Genomic DNA, 21,020 nt, shown 5'->3' on the forward strand with positions numbered 1-21,020 from the left:
GGGAGCGCACTCGCGCCCCCCGGCGGGCGACGAACTCAGCAGTAGACTGGCTGGGTGCAACAGAACTCTGAACCCGCCGTCGCCACGGAGGGACTCGTCGTCGAGTTCGCCTCCCGCCGCTCGCGGGTCCGGGCGCTCGACGGCGTCACGCTCTCCGCCCAGCGCGGGCTCGTCACCACGATCCTCGGAACCAACGGTGCCGGCAAGTCGACGCTTCTTCGCGTCCTCCAGGGCCTCCTCGCCCCCACCGAGGGGCGGGCCGAGACCCTCGGCCGCAGCGTCACGGCTCGGACGGCCGAGGACCGCGCCCGGGTCGGCGTCATGCTCCAGGAGTCCGGCCTCCCGCCCGCCGCGCGCCCCAAGGACTTTCTGCCCCACCTCGCCCGGTTCTACGCCCACCCGAGGGCGCCCCAGGAGCTCGAAGCGCGCCTGGGGATCGACGAGTTCCGGCACACCCCCATTCGGCGCCTCTCCGGCGGGCAGCGCCAGCGCGTGGCCCTCGCCGCCGCGGTGATCGGCCGCCCCGAGCTCTGCATGCTCGACGAGCCCTCCGCCGGGCTCGACCCGGTCTCGCGCACCATGGTCGTCGAGTTCATCGAGTCCCTTCGCGACGAGGGCACGTCGATCATCCTCACGACCCACCTCCTCGACGACGCCGAGCGACTCTCCGACACCGTCCACATCCTCTCCCGGGGTCGGGTCCGCCGGTCCGGCACGCTCGAGGAGCTCACGAGCTCGTCCTCGTCCCGCACCCTCAGCCTCACAGCCTCCCCCGCCGCGGCCCCCGCCGTCGAACGCCTCAGGGCAGCTGCCGCAGCAGAGGGCCTCGAGGTGACCATGACGACGACGCCCCGCACCCTCCGCTTCAACGCCCACGGCCACGTCAGCCCCGCCCTCGTGCGGCTCGCCGCCGACTGCGGTGCGAGCCCCGGCGAGCCGCCCGTCTCGCTCAGCGTGACGCAGGCCGACCTCACCGACCTCTTCTTCCAGACCGCCCAGGAGGACGCGTGACCCGCGCCGCCGCCCCCGCCCCCGCCCGCATGGCTGCCCAGGCGCGGTGGGAGACACTCGCCATGATCAAGAACGGCGAGCAGCTCGTCCTCATTCTCTTCATGCCCGTCCTCGCTCTCGTGGCCCTGACTCACATGAGCGTGCTCGACGGCCTCGGCGGCACCCGGATCAGCGCGGCGGCACCCGGGGTGCTCGCGCTCGGCGTGCTCTCCACGGCGTTCACCGGGCAGGGCATCGCCACGGGCTTCGACCGCCGCTACGGCGTCCTCACCCACGCGGCTACCACCCCCCTCGGGCGTTCGGGCCTCCTCGCGGGGAAGCTGGGGGCGGTTCTCGTCGTCGTCGCCGCCCAAGTGGTCCTGCTCGGCGGGCTCGCCGCGCTCATGGGCTTCCGCCCGGCTCCCGGCGCAGCGCTGCCCACCCTGCTCGCGCTCGTGCTCGGGGCGTGGGCGTTCACGGCGATCGGCCTCTTCATCGCGGGCCTCATCCGGCCGGAGGCCACGCTCGCTGTGACCAACCTTCTGTGGATCGTCTTCGCGGCGGCCGGCGGCATCCTCATCCCCGCCGCGACGATGCCGTCCCCGCTCGACGCCATCCTGCCGTTTCTGCCGACCGCCGCCCTGGCCGACGCCCTGCGCGCGGCGCTCCTCCACGGCGCCGTGGCACCCCTCCAGCTCCTCGTCCTCGTGGCGTGGGGGGCGCTGTGCAGCCTCGGCGTCGTCAAGACCTTCTCCTGGACCTCCTAGACCCGTGAACTGCCACCCAGACCCGTGAGCCCCGGCTCTTGAACCTCTTCTTGTGACACCGAACCCCGCCCGCGTCGAGAAAGACACCATGACCACGCAGTCTCGCACCATCGCCCCGGCCCTCATGCCAGCCGAGATCACCGGGTACACCCGGAAGGTCGCCATCGCGGCCCTCGCCTCGCAGATGCTCATCGTCCTCACGGGCGGGCTCGTGCGCCTCACCGCATCCGGGCTGGGCTGCTCCACGTGGCCCCGCTGCAGCGCGGATGCGCTCACGGCGACGCCCGAGCTCGGCATTCACAGCTACATCGAGTTCGGCAACCGCCTGTTGACGTTCGTCCTTCTCGCCGTGGCGATCCTCTCCGTGCTCGCCGTCTGGCGGGTGGGCCGCAGGGACCTCAGGCTGCTCTCCCTTTCTCTGCTCCTCTTCGTGCCGTTGCAGGCACTGGTCGGCATGGTCACGGTCCTGACCCACCTCAACCCGTGGGTGGTCTCGGTCCACTTCCTCGTGTCGATGCCGCTCGTCATGTGGGCCACCCAGTTCTGCGCGCGCGTCCACGGGGCCCCGCGCTTTGCCACGGACGTCACGAGCGTGCGCCTGGGCCGAACGGCCGGCGTTCTGACGTTCGCGATCCTCGTCGCGGGCACGATCCTCACCGGCTCCGGTCCCCACGCGGGCGATCACGGGGCGGCTCGGACGGGTCTTGATCCCCAGGTCGTCACTCCGTTCCACTCGGTTCTCATCTACGCGATTGTGGCGGTCCTCGTCGTCCTCCTCCTGCGCCTGACCCGGCAGGGCTCCCCGGCCGCTGGCACCGTGTGGCTGGCTCTCGGGGTTGTCCTTGCGCAGGGTGTCATCGGCTACATCCAGCACTTCACCGGGCTGCCCATCCCCGTCGTGGCGGCGCACATGCTGGGCTCCACGGCCGTGGTCGCCGCGGTCACCTTCATGAACCACTCGGTGTCCTCCGCGTCCGACGACGCGCCTGCGGCGTCCTGAGCCTCGCCCTGGCGCGCTCCGCGCGAACAGAGAGACGGCGCCGGCCGCACCTGACGAGGTGCGGCCGGCGCCGTTTCTGATGGGTGTGGCGGCCGTGCTTGGGCGCCGTTCGGTCGGGGAGGGCCTACAGCCCGAGGAGACGCGTGGCGAACGGGTCGAGCGCGAGCGCGAGGAAGAGGACAGACAGGTACACGATGGAGCCGTGGAACACGGACATCGCCGATCCGTTCGTCATGCGCTCACTCACCGCGAGGCTGCGCAGGCGGTGGGACTTGTACAGGAACCATCCGCCGGAGGCGAGAGCGGCGATGCCGTAGAGCCACCCCGCTCCCGCGACGGGCACGAGGAGCAGCGAGCAGATGACCGTGGCCCAGGCGTAGAGGACGACCTGCGCCGAGACGATCCGGCCGCCCGCGAACGCGCCCAGCATGGGGACGTCCGCGTTGCGGTAGTCCTCGCCGTACTTCATCGACAGGGGCCAGTAGTGCGGCGGGGTCCAGAGGAAGATGACGAGGAAGAGGACCCAGGCGCCCGGCGCAAGGGTGCCCGTGGCGGCGGCCCAGGCAATGAGCACGGGGAAGCAGCCCGCGGCGCCGCCCCAGATGATGTTCTGGGACGTGCGGCGCTTGAGGATCATCGTGTAGATGACCACGTAGAAGAAGATCGCGGCCACACCGAGCCAGGCGGCGAGGGCGTTGGCCCCCACGGCGAGGATGGCGATGGCGAGGACGCCGAGCACGCTCGCGAAGACGAAGGCCTGACGGGGCGTCAGTTCGCCGGTGACGAGGGGGCGGCGCTCGGTGCGGTGCATGAGCTTGTCGATGTCGCGGTCCAGGTAGCAGTTGAACGCGGAGGCGCTGCCTGCGGCGAAGGCGCCGCCGACCATCGTCGCCAGGATGACCGTCCACGGCGGCATTCCGCCGAGCGCGAAGATCATCGTGGGAAGGGTCGTGACGAGAAGGAGTTCGACGACCTGTGGCTTCGTCAGGGAGATGTAGGCCTTGGCCTTCCGGCGCCAGACCGGTTCTTCCGCGGTCTCGACTCGGGGCTTGGCGGGCTGCGAAATCGCAACGTGCACTGTGACGGCACCTTTCCTGGGACTGCCCGGCGAGCCGGAGCAACATATACGAACCCAGGCCGAAGGACGTGGATTCTCACTCTTAGTTTACGCTCTGTGTCTCAAAAAGGCCCGCCGGACGCGTCTGGGCTTTCCCAAATACGCAGGAACACTAGACTCGAAGCACACGCAGGATGCGATCGTCGCAAGCGGGTCCGCTCCCCGAGCGACCCCGACGACTCGCCACCTCATGAAGGGAATGGGAGAGAGCATGTCCGAGCAGAACCGCCTTGACTGGAGCGACGACGACCGGAAGGCCGTGGACACCATCCGTGTGCTCGCGGCGGACGCGGTCGAGAAGATCGGCAGCGGCCACCCCGGCACGGCCATGAGCCTGGCGCCCGTGGCCTACCTCCTCTTCCAGAACATTCTGCGCCACGACCCGGCGGACCCCACGTGGGCCGGGCGCGACCGCTTCATCCTCTCCCCCGGTCACACGTCCCTGACGCTGTACCTGCAGCTCTTCCTCTCCGGCTACGGCCTGGAGATGGACGACGTCGCGTCGCTGCGCGCAAAGGACTCCCTCACCCCGGGCCACCCGGAGTACAAGCACACCAAGGGCGTCGAGATGACCACGGGCCCGCTCGGCCAGGGTCTCGCCACCTCCGTCGGCTTCGCCATGGCCCAGCGCCGCATGCGGGGCCTCTTCGACCCGACAGCCGCGCCGGGCGAGTCCCCCTTCGATCACAACGTCTTCGTCATCGCCTCCGACGGCGACCTCCAGGAGGGCGTCACGAGCGAGGCGTCATCCCTCGCGGGCCACCAGGAGCTCGGCAACCTCGTCGTCATCTACGACCAGAACAAGATCTCCATCGAGGACGACACGGACATCGCGTACTCCGAGGATGTCATCAAGCGCTACGAGTCCTACGGCTGGCACACGCAGCGGGTGGACTGGACGCAGGGCGATTCCTACGTCGAGGACGTCGACGCACTGTACTCGGCGATCCTCGCGGCGAAGAACGAGACCGGCCGCCCCTCCCTCATCGCCCTCAACACGATCATCGGCTGGCCTGCCCCGAACAAGCAGAACACGGGCGCCATCCATGGCTCCAAGCTCGGGGCGGACGAGCTGGCTGCGGTCAAGGAGCTCCTCGGCTTCGACCCCGAGAAGACCTTCGAGATCGACCCGAAGGTCCTCGCTCACGCCCGCAAGGTCGCCGAGCGCGGCGCCCAGGAGCACGCCGAGTGGCAGAAGTCCTTCGACGCCTGGGCCGCGGAGCACACCGAGCTGGCCGCCACCTACGAGCGGCTCGAAGCCCGCAAGACCCCCGAGGGCTGGACCGACGCGCTCCCGACCTTCGAGGCCGGCAAGGACGTCTCCACCCGGAAGGCATCGGGCCAGGTCCTCACGGCCCTCGGCCCCGTCATGCCGGAGCTGTGGGGAGGCTCCGCCGACCTCGCTGGCTCCAACAACACGACCATCGAGGGCGAGAAGTCCTTCGCTCCCACGTCGAGGACGACGAAGACCTGGGATGCGAGCCCGTACGGCCGTGTCCTCCACTTCGGCATCCGCGAGCACGCGGCCGCCGCGGCGGTCAACGGCATCGTCCTCGGCTCGCCGACCCGCGCGTTCTCCGGCACGTTCCTCATCTTCTCGGACTACCAGCGCCCGGCGATCCGCCTCTCCGCCCTCATGGGAATCCCCTCCGTGTATGTGTGGACGCACGACTCGATCGGCCTCGGCGAGGACGGCCCGACCCACCAGCCGGTCGAGCAGCTCTCGTCGCTGCGCGCCATCCCCGGCCTCGATGTGGTGCGCCCGGCCGACGCCAACGAGGTCTCCTACGCCTGGCGCGGGATCCTCGAGAACCACGAGAACCCGGCAGGCATCGTTCTCTCCCGCCAGGATCTGCCCGTCGTCGAGCGCGGAGAGGGCGCGTACGCGTCCGCTGAGGGTGTCCTCCGCGGCGGGTACGTTCTCGCCGAGGCCCAGAAGGACGGACGGGACGTCGAGCCCGAGGTCCTTCTCATCGCCACCGGCTCGGAAGTCCAGCACGCCCTCGGTGCGCGGGATGAGCTCGCCAAGGAAGGCGTCGCCGCCCGCGTCGTCTCGATGCCGTGCCTCGAGTGGTTCGAGCGCCAGGACGCCGCATACCGCGAGTCCGTCATCCCCGCCGCCTGCAAGGCTCGAGTGACGGTCGAGGCCGGCCTCTCCATGTGCTGGGAGCGCATCCTGGGCGACGCCGGCCGCGCCGTGAGCCTTGAGCACTACGGCGCGTCGGCCTCCGCGGAGGAGCTCTTCGCTGACTACGGCTTCACCGCCGAGAACGTCGCGGCCAAGGCGCGCGAGTCCATCGCGGCCGCCAAGTAAGACGACCTCAGAGAGAAAGAAGCGAAACCCATGGCACAGAACCCCAACACGCAGGCACTCTCCGACGCAGGGGTCTCCATCTGGCTGGACGATCTCTCGCGGGACCGCCTCAACACCGGAAACCTCCAGGAGCTCATCGAGACGAAGAACGTCGTCGGCGTGACGACGAACCCGTCGATCTTCGCCGCCGCCCTCTCCGCGGGCCACGCGTACGACGACCAGATCGCCCAGCTCGGCAAGGCTGGCACGAGCGTCGAGGACGCCGTCTTCGAGATCACGACCCAGGACGTCGCCAATGCGGCGGACGTCTTCAAGGGCGTCTTCGAGCGGACCAACGGCACGGACGGCCGCGTCTCCATCGAGGTTGACCCGCGCTCGGCCCGCGATGCCAAGGCGACGGTCGCCGAGGCGAAGAAGCTCGTGGAGAAGATCGGACGGGACAACATCCTCGTCAAGATCCCCGCCACGGTCGAGGGCCTCGAGGCCATCACGGAGACCATCGCCGCGGGCATCAGCGTCAACGTCACGCTGATCTTCTCCCTCGAGCGCTACCGCGCCGTCATCAACGCCTACCAGCTCGGCCTCGAGCAGGCGCTGGCCGCGGGCAAGGACCTCAGCCGGATCCACTCGGTCGCGTCCTTCTTCGTCTCCCGCGTGGACACGGAGATCGACAAGCGCCTTGAGGCCATCGGCACGGACGAGGCCAAGGGGCTCAAGGGCCGCGCGGGCGTCGCCAACGCCCAGCTCGCCTACCAGGTGTTCGAGCAGGCCTTCAGCACGGAGCGGTGGGAGCTCCTGAAGGACAAGGGCGCCAACCGCCAGCGTCCCCTGTGGGCCTCGACCGGCGTCAAGGACCCGAGCCTGCCGGACACGCTCTACGTCACGGGTCTCGTTGCCGCGGACGTCGTCAACACGATGCCCGAGAAGACGCTCGACGCCCTCGCCGACCACGGCAAGGTCACCGGGGACACCGTCACCGGCGAGTACGCGGACGCCAACGCGGTGCTCGACGCCGTGGCGGAGGCCGGGGTGGACTACACCGACGTCGTCGACCAGCTGGAGGAGGAGGGCCTCGCGAAGTTCGTCGACGCCTGGAAGGACCTCCTGACGAGCCTCGACGAGGAACTCGCCAAGAGCCGCTGACCCCACGCGACCGTGCGGCGCCCCGAGTCGAATCGGGGCGCCGCACTCGCGTTTCGCCGCCCGCTCCCCCATCCTCAGGCCTCTAGGATGGAAGCGTGGCCACCCCGTGAGCGCGCCTCCACAAGGAGGCCCCAGCCGCACCCACCCCGAGACCGAGAAGGGCGACGACCGCGACGTGACCGCCATCGACACCCCCAATCCGCTGCGCGACCCGCGGGACCGCAGGCTCAATCGCATCGCAGGACCGAGCTCGATCGTGTTCTTCGGTGTCACGGGCGACCTCGCCCGCAAGAAGCTTCTCCCCGCCGTCTACGACCTCGCCCACCGCGGTCTGCTGCCGCCGAGCTTCGGTCTCGTCGGCTTCGGCCGCCGGGACTGGAGCCACGAGGAGTTCGCGGGCGAGGTCCGCTCCCACGTCGAGGAGCACACGCGCACGGGCTTCGACGAGGACGTCTGGAATCAGCTCGCGGCCGGCATCCGCTTCGTCTCCGGCGGGTTTGACGACGACGACGCCTTCGACGCCCTCAAGGACACGCTCGATGAGCTGGACCGCTCCCAGGGGACACAGGGCAACCACGCGTTCTACCTGTCCATCCCGCCGAAGAGCTTCGAGCCCGTCTGCGCGCAGCTGAGCCGCCACGGCCTCGCCGAGCACGAGGACGGCGGCCCGTTCAAGCGCGTCGTCATCGAGAAGCCCTTCGGCCACGACCTCGCCTCGGCCCGGGAGCTCAACACGGTCGTCGAGTCCGTGTTCCCGCCGGATGCGATCTTCCGGATCGACCACTACCTCGGCAAGGAGACGGTCCAGAACCTCCTGGCCCTCCGCTTCGCCAACCAGTTCTTCGAGCCCCTGTGGAACGCGAACAACGTGGACCACGTCCAGATCACGATGGCCGAGGACATCGGCATCGGCGGCCGTGCCGGCTACTACGACGGCGTCGGCGCCGCCCGCGACGTCATCCAGAACCACCTCCTCCAGCTGCTGGCCCTCACCGCCATGGAGGAGCCCATCTCATTCGACGCCGACCACCTGCGCGCCGAGAAGGAGAAGGTCCTCTCGGCCGTCGTCGTCCCCGAGGACCCCGAGGCCAACTCGGCCCGCGGCCAGTACAAGAGCGGGTGGCAGGGCGGCGAGAAGGTCACAGGGTTCCTCGACGAGGAGGGCTTCAACCCGGAGTCCACCACGGAGACGTTCGCCGCGATCCGCCTCGAGATCAACACGCGCCGCTGGGCGGGCGTCCCGTTCTACCTGCGGGCGGGCAAGCGGCTCGGGCGCCGCGTCACGGAGATCGCGGTCGTCTTCAAGAAGGCGCCGGCGGTTCTCTTTGGCGACGACGCCGGGTTGGGCCACAACGCCGTCGTCGTCAGAGTCCAGCCAGACGAGGGCGCGACGATCCGCTTTGGCTCCAAGGTCCCGGGCACCCAGCGCGAAGTGCGGGACGTGAGCATGGACTTCAGCTACGGTCACAACTTCACGGAGTCCTCCCCGGAGGCCTATGAGCGCCTCATCCTCGACGTGCTCCTCGGCGAGCCGCCGCTCTTCCCGCGCCACGAGGAGGTCGAGCTCTCGTGGAAGATCCTCGACCCGTTCGAGGAGGCCTGGGCTGCGAGCGACTCCCGCCCGGAGCAGTACGAACCCGGTTCGTGGGGGCCGCAGTCCGCCCACGACCTCCTCGCTCGAGACGGAAGGACGTGGCGCCGCCCATGATCGTCGATCTCCCCTCAACCACCGTCTCCAAGGTAGACAAGGCGCTCAACCGCCTTCGCAAGGAGGGCGGAGTGAGCGCGGTCAGCCGCGTGCTGACGCTTCTTGTGCAGTCCGGCCCCGAGGGCTACGAGGAGGCCGTGGAGGCCGCGAACGCGGCAAGCCGCGAGCACCCGTGCCGTGTCGTCGTCCTCGTGGCCGGCGATCCGGAGGCCGAGGCGCGCCTCGACGCCCAGATCCGCGTGGGCGGGGACGCAGGCGCCTCCGAGGTCATCGTGCTCGAGGCCCACGGGGCCCTCGCAGGCGAGTCCGAGTCCCTCGTCTCCGGTCTCCTGCTCCCGGACGCGCCCATCGTCCTCTGGTGGCCGGACGGCGTCGCTGGAACGAAGACTGAGCGCACCCTTGGCCGCATGGCCACGCGGCGCATCACCGATTCCGCAGCCGACGACGACCCCAGGGCCGCGCTCCTGACCCTCGCCGGACGATACCGCCCCGGGGACACGGACCTCGCGTGGACGCGCCTGACCCTGTGGCGGGGCCAGCTCGCGGCCATCGTGGACCTCATCAACCCGGCCACAATCACCCAGATCACCGTGGACGGAGCCCCGAACTCCCCCAGCACCACGCTCCTCGCGGCGTGGCTCTCCGAGCGCCTGCCGGTCCGCGTGACCGTCGCCTCCACGCCGACGGCCCCCACCGAGGGTGTCACCCGCATCCGCATCTCGCGCCCCGAGGGAGACATCGAGCTCGTGCGGACGGCTGAGCGCGTCGTCGAGCTCTACCAGCCGGGGCAGAACGTCCAACGCATCTCGCTGCCTGAGCGCACCCTCGAGGACTGCCTGTCCGAGGAGCTCCGCCGACTCGACGCCGACGAGGTCTTCGGCGAGGTCATCAAAAGCCCCATGATCCGCACCAGCCTGAGGAGTGTGCGCCCCAGTGAGCGCTGACCCCGTCACCACCGTTGTCCTGCCCACCGCCGAGGACGTGAGCCGCCGCGCGGCCGCCGCCCTCCTTGCAGAGATCGAGCGCGTCCAGGACGAGGGCCGCACGGCCCACGTTGTGCTGACCGGCGGCACCATCGGCATTCGCCTGCTCGCGGACGCGCGCCGTCTCCTCGCGACGGATGCCGCTTCCCTCGATCCCACCCGCCTTGAGCTGTGGTGGGGGGACGAGCGCTTCGTGCCGCGTGACTCCGAGGACCGCAACGAGCGTCAAGCCCGCGAGGCGCTCCTTGACCACCTCAGCATTCCCGAGGCCAACACCCACCACATGGGCTCGTCAGACGAGTTCGGGACGGCCGAGGAGGCCGCTGACGCGTATGCGGCACTCTTGCAGTCCCGCGCGCCCGAGGGCGAGGACCTCCCCCGCTTCGACGTTCTGCTCCTGGGCATGGGCCCGGACGGGCACACAGCCTCCCTCTTCCCGGGGACAGGCCTCGTCTTCGCTGAGGGTGTCACCACGGCGGTGCACAACTCGCCCAAGCCGCCCGCGGACCGGGTGTCGCTGACGCTCACGGCCATCAACGCGGCCGAGGAAGTGTGGATCGCCGCCACCGGTCCCGAGAAGGCCCCCATGGTCGCGCGCGCCCTTGCGGGGGCGGCCCCCGACGAGGTCCCCGCGGGTGCGCCTCGCGGGCGGCGTGCCACCCGCTGGTACCTCGACTCGGCCTCCGCGGGCGCGGCTGCCCCGGCGGGGCAGTCGGTCTCCCAGGATGACGACGACGACGCCTAGCGGCAACGGCCTGCCAGACACACGGAAAAGCTGAGCGGCGCCCCTCCCCTGACCCGGGGTGGGGCGCCGCTCAGCTGTGCCCAGGGCCGGCGGGCGGCCCCGTGCGGTGTCAGGCGGCAGCGGCGAAGCGCTGCATCAGGGCCAGGGCCACGATGGCCACAGCCCAGATGACGGCAACGGTCACCGTCAGGCGGTTGAGGTTGCGCTGCGCGACGCCGGAGGAGTTGAGCGAGGAGCTCACGCCGCCGCCGAAGACGTCACTCATTCCGCCGCCCTGCCCCTTGTGGAAGAGGACGAGGCTCGTCAGGAGAATGCTCGTCAGTGCAAGCACGCACGAGATCACGATGGAGAGAATCTGCACGATGGCCTTTCAGGAAGCCGCGGCCTAGGCCACGACGTGGTGCTCGAAGCGAACAATGTTGGCGAATTCGGCCGCGTCGAGGCTCGCCCCGCCGACGAGGACGCCGTCGACATCAGTCTGGCCGAGGATCGTGGCCGCATTGGCTGCCTTGACGGAGCCGCCGTAGAGGAGGCGCAGGCCCTCGGCCGCCTCAGACGAGAACTCCTGGGCGACGAACTCCCGCAGGGCCGCGCACATCTCCTGCGCGTCCTGCTCGCTCGCGACTTCCCCGGTGCCGATGGCCCACACGGGCTCATAGGCGACGACGAGCCCGGCGACCTGCTCCGCGCTGAGGCCCTTGAGCGTCTCGCGCAGCTGGTCAACCGTGTAGGACACGTGCTCGCCGGAACGGCGCACCTCGAGGGGCTCACCGACGCAGACGATCGGCACAAGGCCGTGGCGCAGCGCGGCCTGGATCTTGCCCTGGAGGAGCTCAGCGCCCTCGGAGTGGAGCGCGCGGCGCTCCGAGTGTCCCACAAGCACGTAGGAGCAGCCGAGCTTCGCCAGGAACTGGCCGGAGATCTCGCCGGTGTAGGCGCCGGAGTCGTGCTCGGAGAGGTCCTGGGCGCCATAGCGCACGGGCAGCTTGTCCCCGTTGACGAGGGTCTGCACGCCGCGCAGGTCGGTGAACGGCGGCAGGACGGCCACCTCGACCCGCTCGAAGTCGTGCTTGGCATCCTGGAGGGTCCACGCGAGCTTCTGCAGCAGCGTGATGCCCTGCACGTGGTCCATGTTCATCTTCCAGTTGCCCGCGATGAGCGGGGTGCGGACGTATCCGCCGTCCTTCGTGACCGTCATGGTGAGGTCCTTTCGTGGTGTCTGGCGCGGGCGGTTCAGGAGAGAGCGTCGATGCCCGGAAGGCTCTTGCCCTCGAGGTACTCAAGGCTCGCGCCGCCGCCCGTGGAAATGTGTCCGAACTGGTCGTCTGTGAAGCCGAGCTGGCGCACGGCCGCGGCGCTGTCGCCGCCGCCAACGACGCCGAAGCCCTCGGTCTGAGTCATGGCCTCGGCCACGGCCTTGGTGCCCTCGGCGAAAGCGGGGATCTCGAACACGCCCATGGGGCCGTTCCAGAAGATCGTCTTGGCGGAGCGGATGCGCTCAGCGAAGGCCTTGGCGGACTCGGGGCCGATGTCCAGGCCGATGGCCTTGTCCCCGAACGCGGACTCGGCGAGAGCGTCCGCGGCGACGACCTCATGCTGCGCGCCCTCCTCGACCTTGTCCGCCACGACGATGTCCGTCGGGAGGACGAACTCCTTGCCGAGGCGCTCGGCGCGCTCAAGATACTCGGCGCACGTGCTGATCTGGTCCTTCTCGAGCAGGCTCGAGGCGACGTCGAAGCCGCGCGCGGCAAGGAACGTGAAGACCATGCCGCCGCCCACGAGGATCGTGTCGGCGCGCTCGAGGAGGTTGTCGATGACCGCGAGCTTGTCCGAGACCTTGGAGCCGCCCAGCACGACGACATACGGGCTCTCAGGCTTGTCCGTGAGCTTCGTCAGCACCTCGAGCTCGGTGGCGACGAGGTCGCCGACGTACGCGGGCAGCTTCGATGCGATGTCGTAGACCGAGGCGTGCTTGCGGTGGACCGCGCCGAAGGCGTCGTCGACATACGCTCCGTTCTCACCGGTCAGCGCCGCGAGCTCCTCGGCGAGCTCGCCGCGCTCTGCGTCCTCCTTGCTGGTCTCGCGCGCGTCGAACCGCACGTTCTCCAGCACGAGCACCTCGCCATCCTTGAGCGCCTTCGCGGCCTCGCGGGCGGACTCCCCCGAGACGTCCTCAGCGAGCGTGACCGTCAGCCCGGACAGCTCACCCAGGCGGTCCGCTGCGGGCTTGAGGGAGTAGGCGGGGTCCGGCTCGCCCTTCGGGCGCCCCAGGTGCGCCATGACGACGACGCGGGCGCCGGCCTCGGAGAGCTTCGTGATCACGGGGATCGAGGCCCGGATGCGGCCATCGTCCGTCACGGCCCCGTCCTTGAGGGGAACGTTGAGGTCCGAGCGGACGAGTACGGTGCGGCCGGTGACGTCAGAGGCGATGAGCTGATCAAGCGTGCGCGGGCTCATGAGTGATCACGGTCCTTCCAGGCGGGTCGGTGACTACGTTGACTGGACCCCAGCCTATCCCGCTCGGGCCCCTGACGCGGGGTGATTCGCCCGAGTGTGGACAACGCGTCCGGCCCCGGCGCGCCGCGCGGGAAGCGGGCGGCCGGGGCCGGATTGGGGGTGAGTCGCGTCAGGCGAGCTTGGAGCCGACGAAGCTCGTCAGGTCGACGAGGCGGGAGGTGTAGCCCCACTCGTTGTCGTACCAGGAGACCACCTTGAGCTGGTCTCCGATGACGCGCGTCAGACCCGCGTCGAAGATCGACGAGTGCGGGTTGCCGACGATGTCGGCCGAGACGAGCGGAGCCTCGGAGTACTCGAGGTAGCCCGCGAGCGGGCCCTCGGCTGCGGCCTTCTTGAACGCGGCGTTGACCTCTTCGGCCGTGACCTCGCGCTCGAGCGTGACCGTGAGGTCCGTGGCAGAGCCCGTGGGAACCGGCACGCGGAGGGCGAACCCGTCCAGCTTGCCCTTGAGCTCCGGCAGGACGAGGCCGATGGCCTTCGCCGCGCCCGTGGAGGTCGGGATGATGCTGAGCGCTGCGGCGCGGGCGCGGCGCAGGTCCTTGTGCGGGGCGTCCTGGAGGTTCTGGTCAGCCGTGTAGGCGTGGACCGTGGTCATCAGGCCGCGGACGATGCCGAACTCGTCGTTGACGACCTTGGCCAGGGGCGCCAGGCAGTTCGTCGTGCACGAGGCGTTGGAGATGATGACGTCCGTCTCCGGGTTGTACTCGTCCTCGTTCACGCCCATGACGATCGTGACGTCCTCATCCGTGGCGGGGGCCGAGATGATGACCTTCTTGGCGCCGGCCTCGATGTGCTTGCGAGCGTCCTCGGCCTTGGTGAAGCGGCCCGTGGACTCGATGACGATGTCCACCTCGAGCTCGCCCCACGGAAGCTTGGACGGGTCCTTCTCCTCGAAGGCGCGCACCTCTTCGCCGTCGATGACGAGGGCGGAGTCCGTGTACGTGACCTCGTGGGGCAGGACGCCCGTGATCGAGTCGTACTTGAAGAGGTGGGCGAGGGTCTCGTTGTCGGTGAGGTCGTTGATCGCGACGACCTGCACGTCCGAGTCCTGCTGGAGGACGGCACGAAGGTAGTTGCGGCCGATGCGCCCGAAACCGTTGATAGCAACGCGAACAGTCATGTTGGGTAGCGCCTTTCTTTCACGTTAGAAGAATTCGTGCGACACGACGCTGTGCCCTGATTTGTCTATCCTAAACCCGCCGCCGCGGTGCGGTGCGACAGTGTCCAGAATTTTTCGCTCTCGACCGACACGGCCGGGAACGGGGCGAGCCCCGCCCTGGATCTCCCGGGACGGGGCTCGCAATACGCGGAAGGGCTCAGAGCCCTTGGCGAGTCCGTCCTCAGACGGCGGATGAGCCCGTGAACGTGATGAGCTGCGAGGCGCCGCTGCGGGCGGCCTCGAAGCGGCGGGCCACGTCGGCCCAGTTGACGATGTTCCAGAACGCCTTGACGTAGTCCGCCTTGACGTTGACGTAGTCGAGGTAGAACGCGTGCTCCCACATGTCGAGCATGAGGAGCGGCGTCTGTGCCACGGGAACGTTGCCCTGCTGGTCGTAGAGCTGCTCGATCACGAGCTTGCCGGAGATCGGCTCGTAGGCGAGGAACGCCCAGCCGGAGCCCTGGAGGGTCGTCGCAGCACTCGTGAAGTGAGCGCGGAAGGCGTCGAACGAGCCGAAGGCGTCGTCGATGGCCGCAGCGAGCTCGCCCTCGGGCTTGTCGCCGCCCTCCGGGGAGAGGTTGTTCCAGAAGATCGAGTGGTTCGTGTGTCCGCCGAGGTGGAACGCGAAGTCCTTCTGCAGGCGGGTGATGTCGGCGAAGTCGCCCTTCTCACGGGCCTCGGCGAGGGACTCGAGTGCCTTGTTGGCGCCGTCCACGTACGTCTTGTGGTGCTTGTCGTGGTGGAGCTCCATGATGCGAGCCGAGATGTTCGGCTCCAGCGCGGCGTAGTCATAGGGAAGATCAGGCAGCGTGTAAACAGACACAATGTCCTCCTGCGGAAGTCGATGTCGAGATGAAGTACTCCTTCATCCTATGGGAGGCAACGCCAGGCGCCTTGAGGTTATTCCCAGGGTGTGCCTCGGTCAGGCGGAGAACGTGGTGTCCGGGACACCCCGCTCGGCCGCGGTCTTGTCCGCGAGGGCGAGGAGGCGCCGGATGCGGCCCGCCACGGCGTCCTTCGTCATGGGCGGCTCCGCCATGCGCCCCAGCTCGTCGAGGCTTGCCTGCTTGTGCTCCACCCGCAGCTGCCCCGCGTAGCGAAGGTGCTCCGGCGCGTCCTCGCCGAGGATCTCGAGGGCCCGCTCCACGCGCGCACCGGCCGCTACGGCGGCCTGGGCCGAGCGGCGCAGGTTGGCGTCGTCGAAATTGGCGAGGCGATTGGCCGTGGCCCGCACCTCCCGACGCACGCGCTTCTCCTCCCAGCGCAGCAGCGTCTCGTGGGCGCCGAGGCGCGTCAGGAGGGCCGCGATCGCGTCCCCGTCCCGCACCACCACGCGGTCCGCCCCGCGCACTTCCCGCGGCTTGACGGCGATCTCCAGGCGGCGGGCCGCTCCGACAAGCGCCATGGCCGCCTCGGGGCCCGGGCAGCTGATCTCCAGGGAGGAGCTGCGGCCAGGCTCCGTCAGGGAGCCGTGGGCGAGGAACGCGCCGCGCCACACGGCCTCGGCCTCGCCGAGCGAGCCGTTGACGAGCGCAGCAGGGAGCCCTCGCACGGGGCGTCCACGGCCGTCGAGGAGCCCGGTCTGCCGGGCGAGGAGCTCGCCGTTGCGGGTCGAGCGCACCACGTAGTGCGTGCCCCTCCGCAGCGCCCCGCCCCCGCTGACGACGAGGATGTCGCTCGGCGCCCCGTACAGCTCCGCGAGGGCCGTCTTGAGGCGGCGCGCCGTGGCCCCGGAGTCCACCTCGGCCTCGATGACGACACGCCCCTGGACGATGTGCAGGCCTCCGGCGAAGCGGAGCAGCGCGCAGACCTCGGCCTTGCGCACGGGAACACGGGTCACCTCGAGCCGCGACAGTTCTTCCTTCACCGCGTCCGTCAGGGACATCTACTGCTCCTCGTGCTCGTGGAAAATCTCTCGATAGGCCGTCGCCAGACGGAGGACGTCGTGCGCCTCCGGCGCGTCCGCGCGGCCCAGTCGAGCGTACTTCACGCGAGCGCCCATGTCCCGAGCCGCGGTCTCGAAAGCCTCGGTGTCTTCCACAACCCCGGGGTCGACGAGCACGACGTCGAACGTCGCCTCCGGCGCCACCCGCCTCAGCGCCACGAGGTGGTCCGCGGCGGACATCGACGGCGTCTCCTTCGTCTCCGCGACGAGGTTCATCGTCAGCACCTTCCGCGCCGAGGAGCCCACGAGCGCGGCCTTCGCCGACGGCAGCAGCACGTGCGGCATGACGGACGTGTACCAGGACCCCGGGCCCACAATGACCCAGTCGGCCTCCCGCACGGCGCTGACCGCCTCGGGGCACGCCTCCGCATCCGCGGGGTGAACCGTCACACTCTCGATCTTCTGGCGGCGCCCTGCGTGCCCCAGGGCTGACTGGCCGACGACGTGCTCCCGCCGCTCGCGGCCGCCGTCGTCGACGAGGACGTCACCCTCGATGACGAGAGGTGTGCGGGACATGGGCAGCACGCGACCCCGGGCCCCCAGGAGGGCACCCGCCCACTGGAGGCCGGCCACCGGGTCCCCGAGGAGGTCCCAGAGCGAGATGATGAGGAGGTTGCCGAGCGCGTGGCCCTCAAGGGCAGACTCGGCGGTCGGCAGGGGCGTGAAGCGGTGCTGCATCGCGTCGCGCCACGTGTGGCCCCAATCCGTGTCGTCGCAGAGCGCGGCGAGCGCCATGCGGAGGTCCCCGGGAGGGAGAACGCCGAACTCGGCGCGCAGGCGCCCGGAGGAGCCGCCGTCATCGGCGACCGTGACAATGGCGGAGATGTCCGTGCTGACGTGGCGGAGCGCCTGCAGCGTGGCCGAGAGGCCGTGGCCGCCGCCGAGGGCCGCGACGCGCGGCGCGTGGCGGCCCGGGCTCCCGCCGACGACCGGGAGTGCCCCGGTGAAGAGCGTCATCACTCAAGTCCCAGGTCGCGGTGGTGGGCGCGGGCTCGCACCCCCGGCAGCTGGTTCAGGCGGTGCGCCAGCTCGATCGTCGTGGCGACAGAGCGGTGCTTGCCGCCTGTGCAGCCCACCGCGATGAGGGCAGTCGACTTGTTCTCCCGCACATACCCCGTGAAGACCGGTTTGAGTGCCTGCTCGAACGAGTCGAGGAACTCCTGGGCCCCCTCGGCAGCGAGAACGTAGGAGCTCACGGGCTCGGACTGCCCCGTGAGCGGACGCAGCTCAGGGATCCAGTGGGGGTTGGGGATGAAGCGCACATCCGCCACGATGTCCGCGTCGAGCGGCAGACCGCGCTTGAAGCCAAAGCTCATGACCGTGACGTCGAGGCCAATGTGCTCCTGGCCCGAGTAGAGCTCCCGCACGGCCCGGGTCAGGTCGTGCACGTTGAAGGTGGACGTGTCGATGATCCGGTCGGCGTGACGGCGGATGGGCTCCATGACCTCGCGCTCGGCGGCAATGGCCTCGAGGATGCGCAGCTCCCCCACGAAGGGGTGGGGGCGGCGGCCCGCCTCGAAGCGGCGGACGAGGATGTCGTCAGCGGCGTCGAGGAACAGGGTTCGCACGCTCAGCCCGCGCTCCTCTAGGCCGCGGATGGCGCGCATCTGGGCCTCCGCCACGTCAGCGGACGTGACGAGAGTGGTGATGGCGAGGCGGTCGATCGGGGCCTCGACCGCGTCGTGGGACGCGAAGACCTCGATCATCTGGGGAGGAAGCTGCTCGACGACGTGCCAGCCGATGTCCTCGAGAGCGTTGCCAGCTGTGGTCCGCCCGGCACCGGACATGGACGTGACGACGAGGACCTCGGACTTGCCGGGGACAACGAGTGGCGAACTGGTCACAGGCTCGATCCTTAGAGTCGAAGTGGCTACTCCTCCTAGGCTACCGCCCTGCGGGGCGCCGCTCCCCCGGCGCGGGAGTGGGCGCCGAGGGGCCCTCGGCGAGGGCCTCAGGCATCTGCGGCGACCGCTGTGCCGCCCTCTGTCTCGCCTGCCGTCTCACCCTCTGACGGATCGTCGGGGCTGTCCTCGGAGCCCTCCTCGGCCGCGAGCCGCGCCGCGATGGTCTCGGCCAGGGCCGGGCCGACGCCCTTGACGCGCATGAGCTCGTCCGCGCTTGCGGCACGCAGCCCCGCCACCGAGCCGAACTCGGCGATGAGGGCGGTCTTCCGGGCGGGGCCGAGCCCCGGGATGTCGTCGAGCGCCGAGGCGGTCATGGACCGGCTGCGCTTGGTGCGGTGGTAGGCGATCGCGAAGCGGTGGGCCTCGTCGCGGATCCGCTGGAGCAGGTAGAGACCCTGGCTCGCGCGCGGCAGGACGAGCGGGAACGGGTCCTCCGGCAGCCAGACCTCCTCGAGCCGCTTGGCCAGACCGACCACGCTCACACCCTCGATGCCCAGATCCTCGAGTGCGGACACGGCGGCGGCCACCTGCGGCGGCCCGCCGTCGACCACAACCAGGTTGGGACGGTACCCGAACCTGGGCACGTCCTTGTTCGCGGCCTCCTCCTCGAGGAGGCGCGAGAAGCGCCGACGGATGACGTCGTACATGGACGCGGTGTCATCCCGCGCAGCCTCCCCGCGGATGGAGAAGCGGCGGTACTCCCCCTTGCGGGGCAGTCCGTCCTCGACCACCGTCATCGAGGCCACAACATTGGTCCCCTGAACATGCGAGACGTCGTAGCACTCGATGCGCATGAGCGGCTCTGGCGCCCCGAGCGCCTCCTGGAGCTCCGTCAGGGCGGCCGAGCGCTGCGTGAGGTCGTTCGAGCGCCTCGACTTGTGCAGCGCGAGCGCCTGCTCTGCGTTCTCCTTGACGGTCTCCAGAAGCGTCAGCTTCTCGCCTCGCCTCGGCACGCGGACGACGACGCGAGAGCCGCGCAACTCGGACAGCGCCCGCTCCACCTCCTCGTTCGCGTCAGGCGCCACGGGCACGAGGACCTCCGCCGGGATGCGCTCCGCGTCCTGCATGTCCGAGTAGACCTGGAGCAGCAGCTGCGCCACGAGGACCTCGTCCGAGATGTCCTCCACGCGCTCCGTGACCCAGCCGCGCTGGCCCCGGATGCGGCCGTCCCGGACGTGGAACACCTGCACGCTCGACTCGAGCTCGTCGCTCGCGAACGCGAAGAGGTCGGCATTGGTGGAGTCCGCGAGGACCACGGCATTGCGCTCGAAGACGCGGGTCAGGGCCGCGAGGTCGTCCCGCAGCCGCGCCGCGAGCTCGAAGTCCTGGCTCGCCGCGGCCTCCTTCATGCGCGCGGTCAAGTCACGGATGATGGGGCCCGTGCGGCCGTTCATGAACTCCGCGAAGCCCTCCGCAAGCTCGCGGTGCTCCTCCTGCGAGATGCGCCCGACACACGGGGCAGAGCACTTGCCGATGTAGCCCAGCAGGCACGGGCGCCCCGAGCGCTCGGCGCGGTTGAAGACTCCGGCGGCGCAACTGCGCACGGGGAAGACACGGAGCATCGTGTCCATCGTCTCCCGGATCGCCTTCGCCGGATAGAACGGCCCGAAGTACTTGACGCCCCGCCGCTTGTCCCCGCGCGTGACCTGAACCCGCGGGAACCTCTCGTTCATCGAGATGGCGAGGTACGGGTAGCTTTTGTCGTCCCGGAACATGATGTTGAACCGGGGAGCGTATTCCTTGATCCAGGTGTATTCCAGCTGGAGCGCCTCGAGTTCGCTCCCGACGACGGTCCATTCCACCGAGGACGCCGTCGTCACCATCTGCCGAGTCTTGGGCGTGAGAGCCGACGGGTCTGCGAAGTAGGAGTTGAGCCGGGAGCGCAGGCTCTTGGCCTTGCCGACGTAGATCACGCGGCCCGTGGGCTCGCGGAAGCGGTACACGCCGGGATTGAGGGGAATCTCCCCGGGTGCAGGACGGTAGGAGCGCGGGTCTGCCACTGGCTAGATCGCGGCGGCTGGGCGCTCGTTGTACGTGGCCACTCGCTCCTGGCCGCTCAGGCTGGCGATCGCGTTCATGATCTCATCCGTGGCCTGGCGTCGCTTCGGCAGCGGGTGCCGTTCGCCGAGGTGCTCGAAGCGCAGGGGCTCGCCGACCCGCATCTCGAAGTGGCGCGGCACAATCCAGTTGCGGCCCGCGGGCTGGAGGCGCTCCGTGCCGATGAGGCCGACCGGCACGACCGGGACCCCGGCCGCAAGGGCGAGCCAGCCCACGCCCGTCCGCCCGCGGTAGAGCCTGCCGTCCCGGGAGCGCGTGCCCTCCGGGTAGATGCCGACGCCGTCCCCCTTCTCGAGGATGCCGAGCAGAGTACGCAGAGCGGCCACGGCCTCGGCCTGCTCCCCGCGCTCGACGGGGATGGAGCGGACGGCCGTGAAGAACGCCTTCATGGCGCGCCCCTTGATCCCGGGCGTCGTGAAGTACTCCGCCTTGGCGAAGAACGAGACGGGGCGCGGCATGATGGCCTGGATGATGACCGAGTCAAGGAAGGACAAGTGGTTCGAGGCGACGATGAACGGCCCCTCGGCGGGCACGTTCTCGAGTCCGGTGATCGTCGGCCGGCACAGGCCCTTGATGGCCGCGCGGACCGTGACATGAGTGAGGTCGTAGGCTGTCATCTTCTCCATCGTCTCTCGCACGGGGCCGGATGGCCCGCGGGGGCGTCGTCGCC

At 69.8% G+C, this 21,020-nt stretch carries 19 protein-coding genes; 8 read left to right on the top strand and 11 right to left on the bottom strand.

Annotation, left to right across the window (positions count from 1 at the left end):
- Window positions 1–54: 54 nt before the first annotated feature.
- From J2S35_RS00450 to J2S35_RS00460, 3 genes are all read left to right on the top strand, one after another.
- On the top strand, window positions 55–1,011 hold the full coding sequence (locus J2S35_RS00450) for an ABC transporter ATP-binding protein (protein ID WP_309848608.1): 957 nt from the start codon (window positions 55–57) through the stop codon (window positions 1,009–1,011).
- Window positions 1,008–1,757, top strand: coding sequence for an ABC transporter permease (locus tag J2S35_RS00455; protein WP_309848611.1), 750 nt, complete (start codon window positions 1,008–1,010; stop codon window positions 1,755–1,757). The genes J2S35_RS00450 and J2S35_RS00455 overlap by 4 nt, the downstream gene beginning before the upstream one ends.
- Window positions 1,758–1,845: 88 nt before the next feature.
- Window positions 1,846–2,757 (top strand): COX15/CtaA family protein, encoded by a 912-nt coding sequence (locus J2S35_RS00460; RefSeq protein WP_309848612.1) that lies wholly within the window; start codon window positions 1,846–1,848, stop codon window positions 2,755–2,757.
- A 124-nt stretch (window positions 2,758–2,881) separates the two neighbouring features.
- Here J2S35_RS00460 and J2S35_RS00465 read toward each other — a convergent pair whose 3' ends face one another.
- Window positions 2,882–3,823 carry a heme o synthase gene (locus J2S35_RS00465; RefSeq protein ID WP_309852947.1) on the bottom strand — a complete coding sequence of 314 codons (942 nt, stop codon included), beginning with the start codon at window positions 3,821–3,823 and terminating at the stop codon, window positions 2,882–2,884.
- Window positions 3,824–4,085: 262 nt separating this feature from the next.
- Here J2S35_RS00465 and tkt point away from each other — a divergent pair, with 262 nt between their 5' ends.
- The 5 genes from tkt (at window position 4,086) to pgl (ending at window position 10,767) form a co-directional block, all read left to right on the top strand.
- Window positions 4,086–6,188 (top strand): transketolase, encoded by a 2,103-nt coding sequence (gene tkt / locus J2S35_RS00470; protein WP_309848614.1) that lies wholly within the window; start codon window positions 4,086–4,088, stop codon window positions 6,186–6,188.
- A gap of 30 nt (window positions 6,189–6,218) precedes the next feature.
- Window positions 6,219–7,331, top strand: a complete 1,113-nt coding sequence (tal, locus tag J2S35_RS00475; RefSeq protein WP_309848616.1) for a transaldolase — start codon at window positions 6,219–6,221, stop codon at window positions 7,329–7,331.
- A 202-nt stretch (window positions 7,332–7,533) separates the two neighbouring features.
- Entirely contained in the window at window positions 7,534–9,039 is a 1,506-nt protein-coding gene (gene zwf / locus J2S35_RS00480) for a glucose-6-phosphate dehydrogenase (RefSeq protein ID WP_309852950.1), read from the top strand.
- Window positions 9,036–9,983, top strand: coding sequence for a glucose-6-phosphate dehydrogenase assembly protein OpcA (locus J2S35_RS00485; protein ID WP_309848618.1), 948 nt, complete (start codon window positions 9,036–9,038; stop codon window positions 9,981–9,983). The genes zwf and J2S35_RS00485 overlap by 4 nt, the downstream gene beginning before the upstream one ends.
- On the top strand, window positions 9,973–10,767 hold the full coding sequence (gene pgl, locus J2S35_RS00490; protein ID WP_309848621.1) for a 6-phosphogluconolactonase: 795 nt from the start codon (window positions 9,973–9,975) through the stop codon (window positions 10,765–10,767). Before J2S35_RS00485 ends, pgl begins: the two co-directional genes overlap by 11 nt.
- A gap of 109 nt (window positions 10,768–10,876) precedes the next feature.
- Here pgl and secG read toward each other — a convergent pair whose 3' ends face one another.
- The 10 genes from secG to J2S35_RS00540 all read right to left on the bottom strand — a co-directional run bounded on the left by secG (window position 10,877) and on the right by J2S35_RS00540 (window position 20,967).
- Window positions 10,877–11,128 (bottom strand): preprotein translocase subunit SecG, encoded by a 252-nt coding sequence (secG, locus tag J2S35_RS00495; protein WP_309848622.1) that lies wholly within the window; start codon window positions 11,126–11,128, stop codon window positions 10,877–10,879.
- A 24-nt stretch (window positions 11,129–11,152) separates the two neighbouring features.
- Window positions 11,153–11,965 (bottom strand): triose-phosphate isomerase, encoded by an 813-nt coding sequence (gene tpiA, locus J2S35_RS00500; protein WP_309848623.1) that lies wholly within the window; start codon window positions 11,963–11,965, stop codon window positions 11,153–11,155.
- A gap of 35 nt (window positions 11,966–12,000) precedes the next feature.
- Window positions 12,001–13,224, bottom strand: a complete 1,224-nt coding sequence (locus J2S35_RS00505; protein ID WP_309848625.1) for a phosphoglycerate kinase — start codon at window positions 13,222–13,224, stop codon at window positions 12,001–12,003.
- A 169-nt stretch (window positions 13,225–13,393) separates the two neighbouring features.
- Window positions 13,394–14,404, bottom strand: a complete 1,011-nt coding sequence (gene gap / locus J2S35_RS00510; protein ID WP_309848626.1) for a type I glyceraldehyde-3-phosphate dehydrogenase — start codon at window positions 14,402–14,404, stop codon at window positions 13,394–13,396.
- 220 nt (window positions 14,405–14,624) lie between these two features.
- Window positions 14,625–15,266, bottom strand: coding sequence for a superoxide dismutase (locus J2S35_RS00515; RefSeq protein ID WP_309848627.1), 642 nt, complete (start codon window positions 15,264–15,266; stop codon window positions 14,625–14,627).
- 99 nt (window positions 15,267–15,365) lie between these two features.
- Window positions 15,366–16,328, bottom strand: coding sequence for a DNA-binding protein WhiA (gene whiA / locus J2S35_RS00520; RefSeq protein ID WP_309848629.1), 963 nt, complete (start codon window positions 16,326–16,328; stop codon window positions 15,366–15,368).
- Window positions 16,329–17,345 carry a gluconeogenesis factor YvcK family protein gene (locus tag J2S35_RS00525; protein ID WP_309848631.1) on the bottom strand — a complete coding sequence of 339 codons (1,017 nt, stop codon included), beginning with the start codon at window positions 17,343–17,345 and terminating at the stop codon, window positions 16,329–16,331. It abuts the gene before it with no gap.
- Entirely contained in the window at window positions 17,345–18,232 is an 888-nt protein-coding gene (gene rapZ / locus J2S35_RS00530) for an RNase adapter RapZ (protein WP_309848632.1), read from the bottom strand. Before rapZ ends, J2S35_RS00525 begins: the two co-directional genes overlap by 1 nt.
- Window positions 18,233–18,339: 107 nt before the next feature.
- Complete coding sequence (gene uvrC / locus J2S35_RS00535; RefSeq protein ID WP_309848633.1) at window positions 18,340–20,292, bottom strand: excinuclease ABC subunit UvrC; 1,953 nt, start codon at window positions 20,290–20,292, stop codon at window positions 18,340–18,342.
- Between the two features lie 3 nt (window positions 20,293–20,295).
- A complete protein-coding gene (locus J2S35_RS00540) occupies window positions 20,296–20,967 on the bottom strand; it encodes a lysophospholipid acyltransferase family protein (RefSeq protein ID WP_309848635.1) in 672 nt (223 codons plus the stop codon).
- Window positions 20,968–21,020 lie beyond the last annotated feature (53 nt).

Origin of the sequence: Falsarthrobacter nasiphocae (assembly GCF_031456275.1) — a bacterium.
Classification (GTDB): Bacteria; Actinomycetota; Actinomycetes; order Actinomycetales; family Micrococcaceae; genus Falsarthrobacter; species Falsarthrobacter nasiphocae.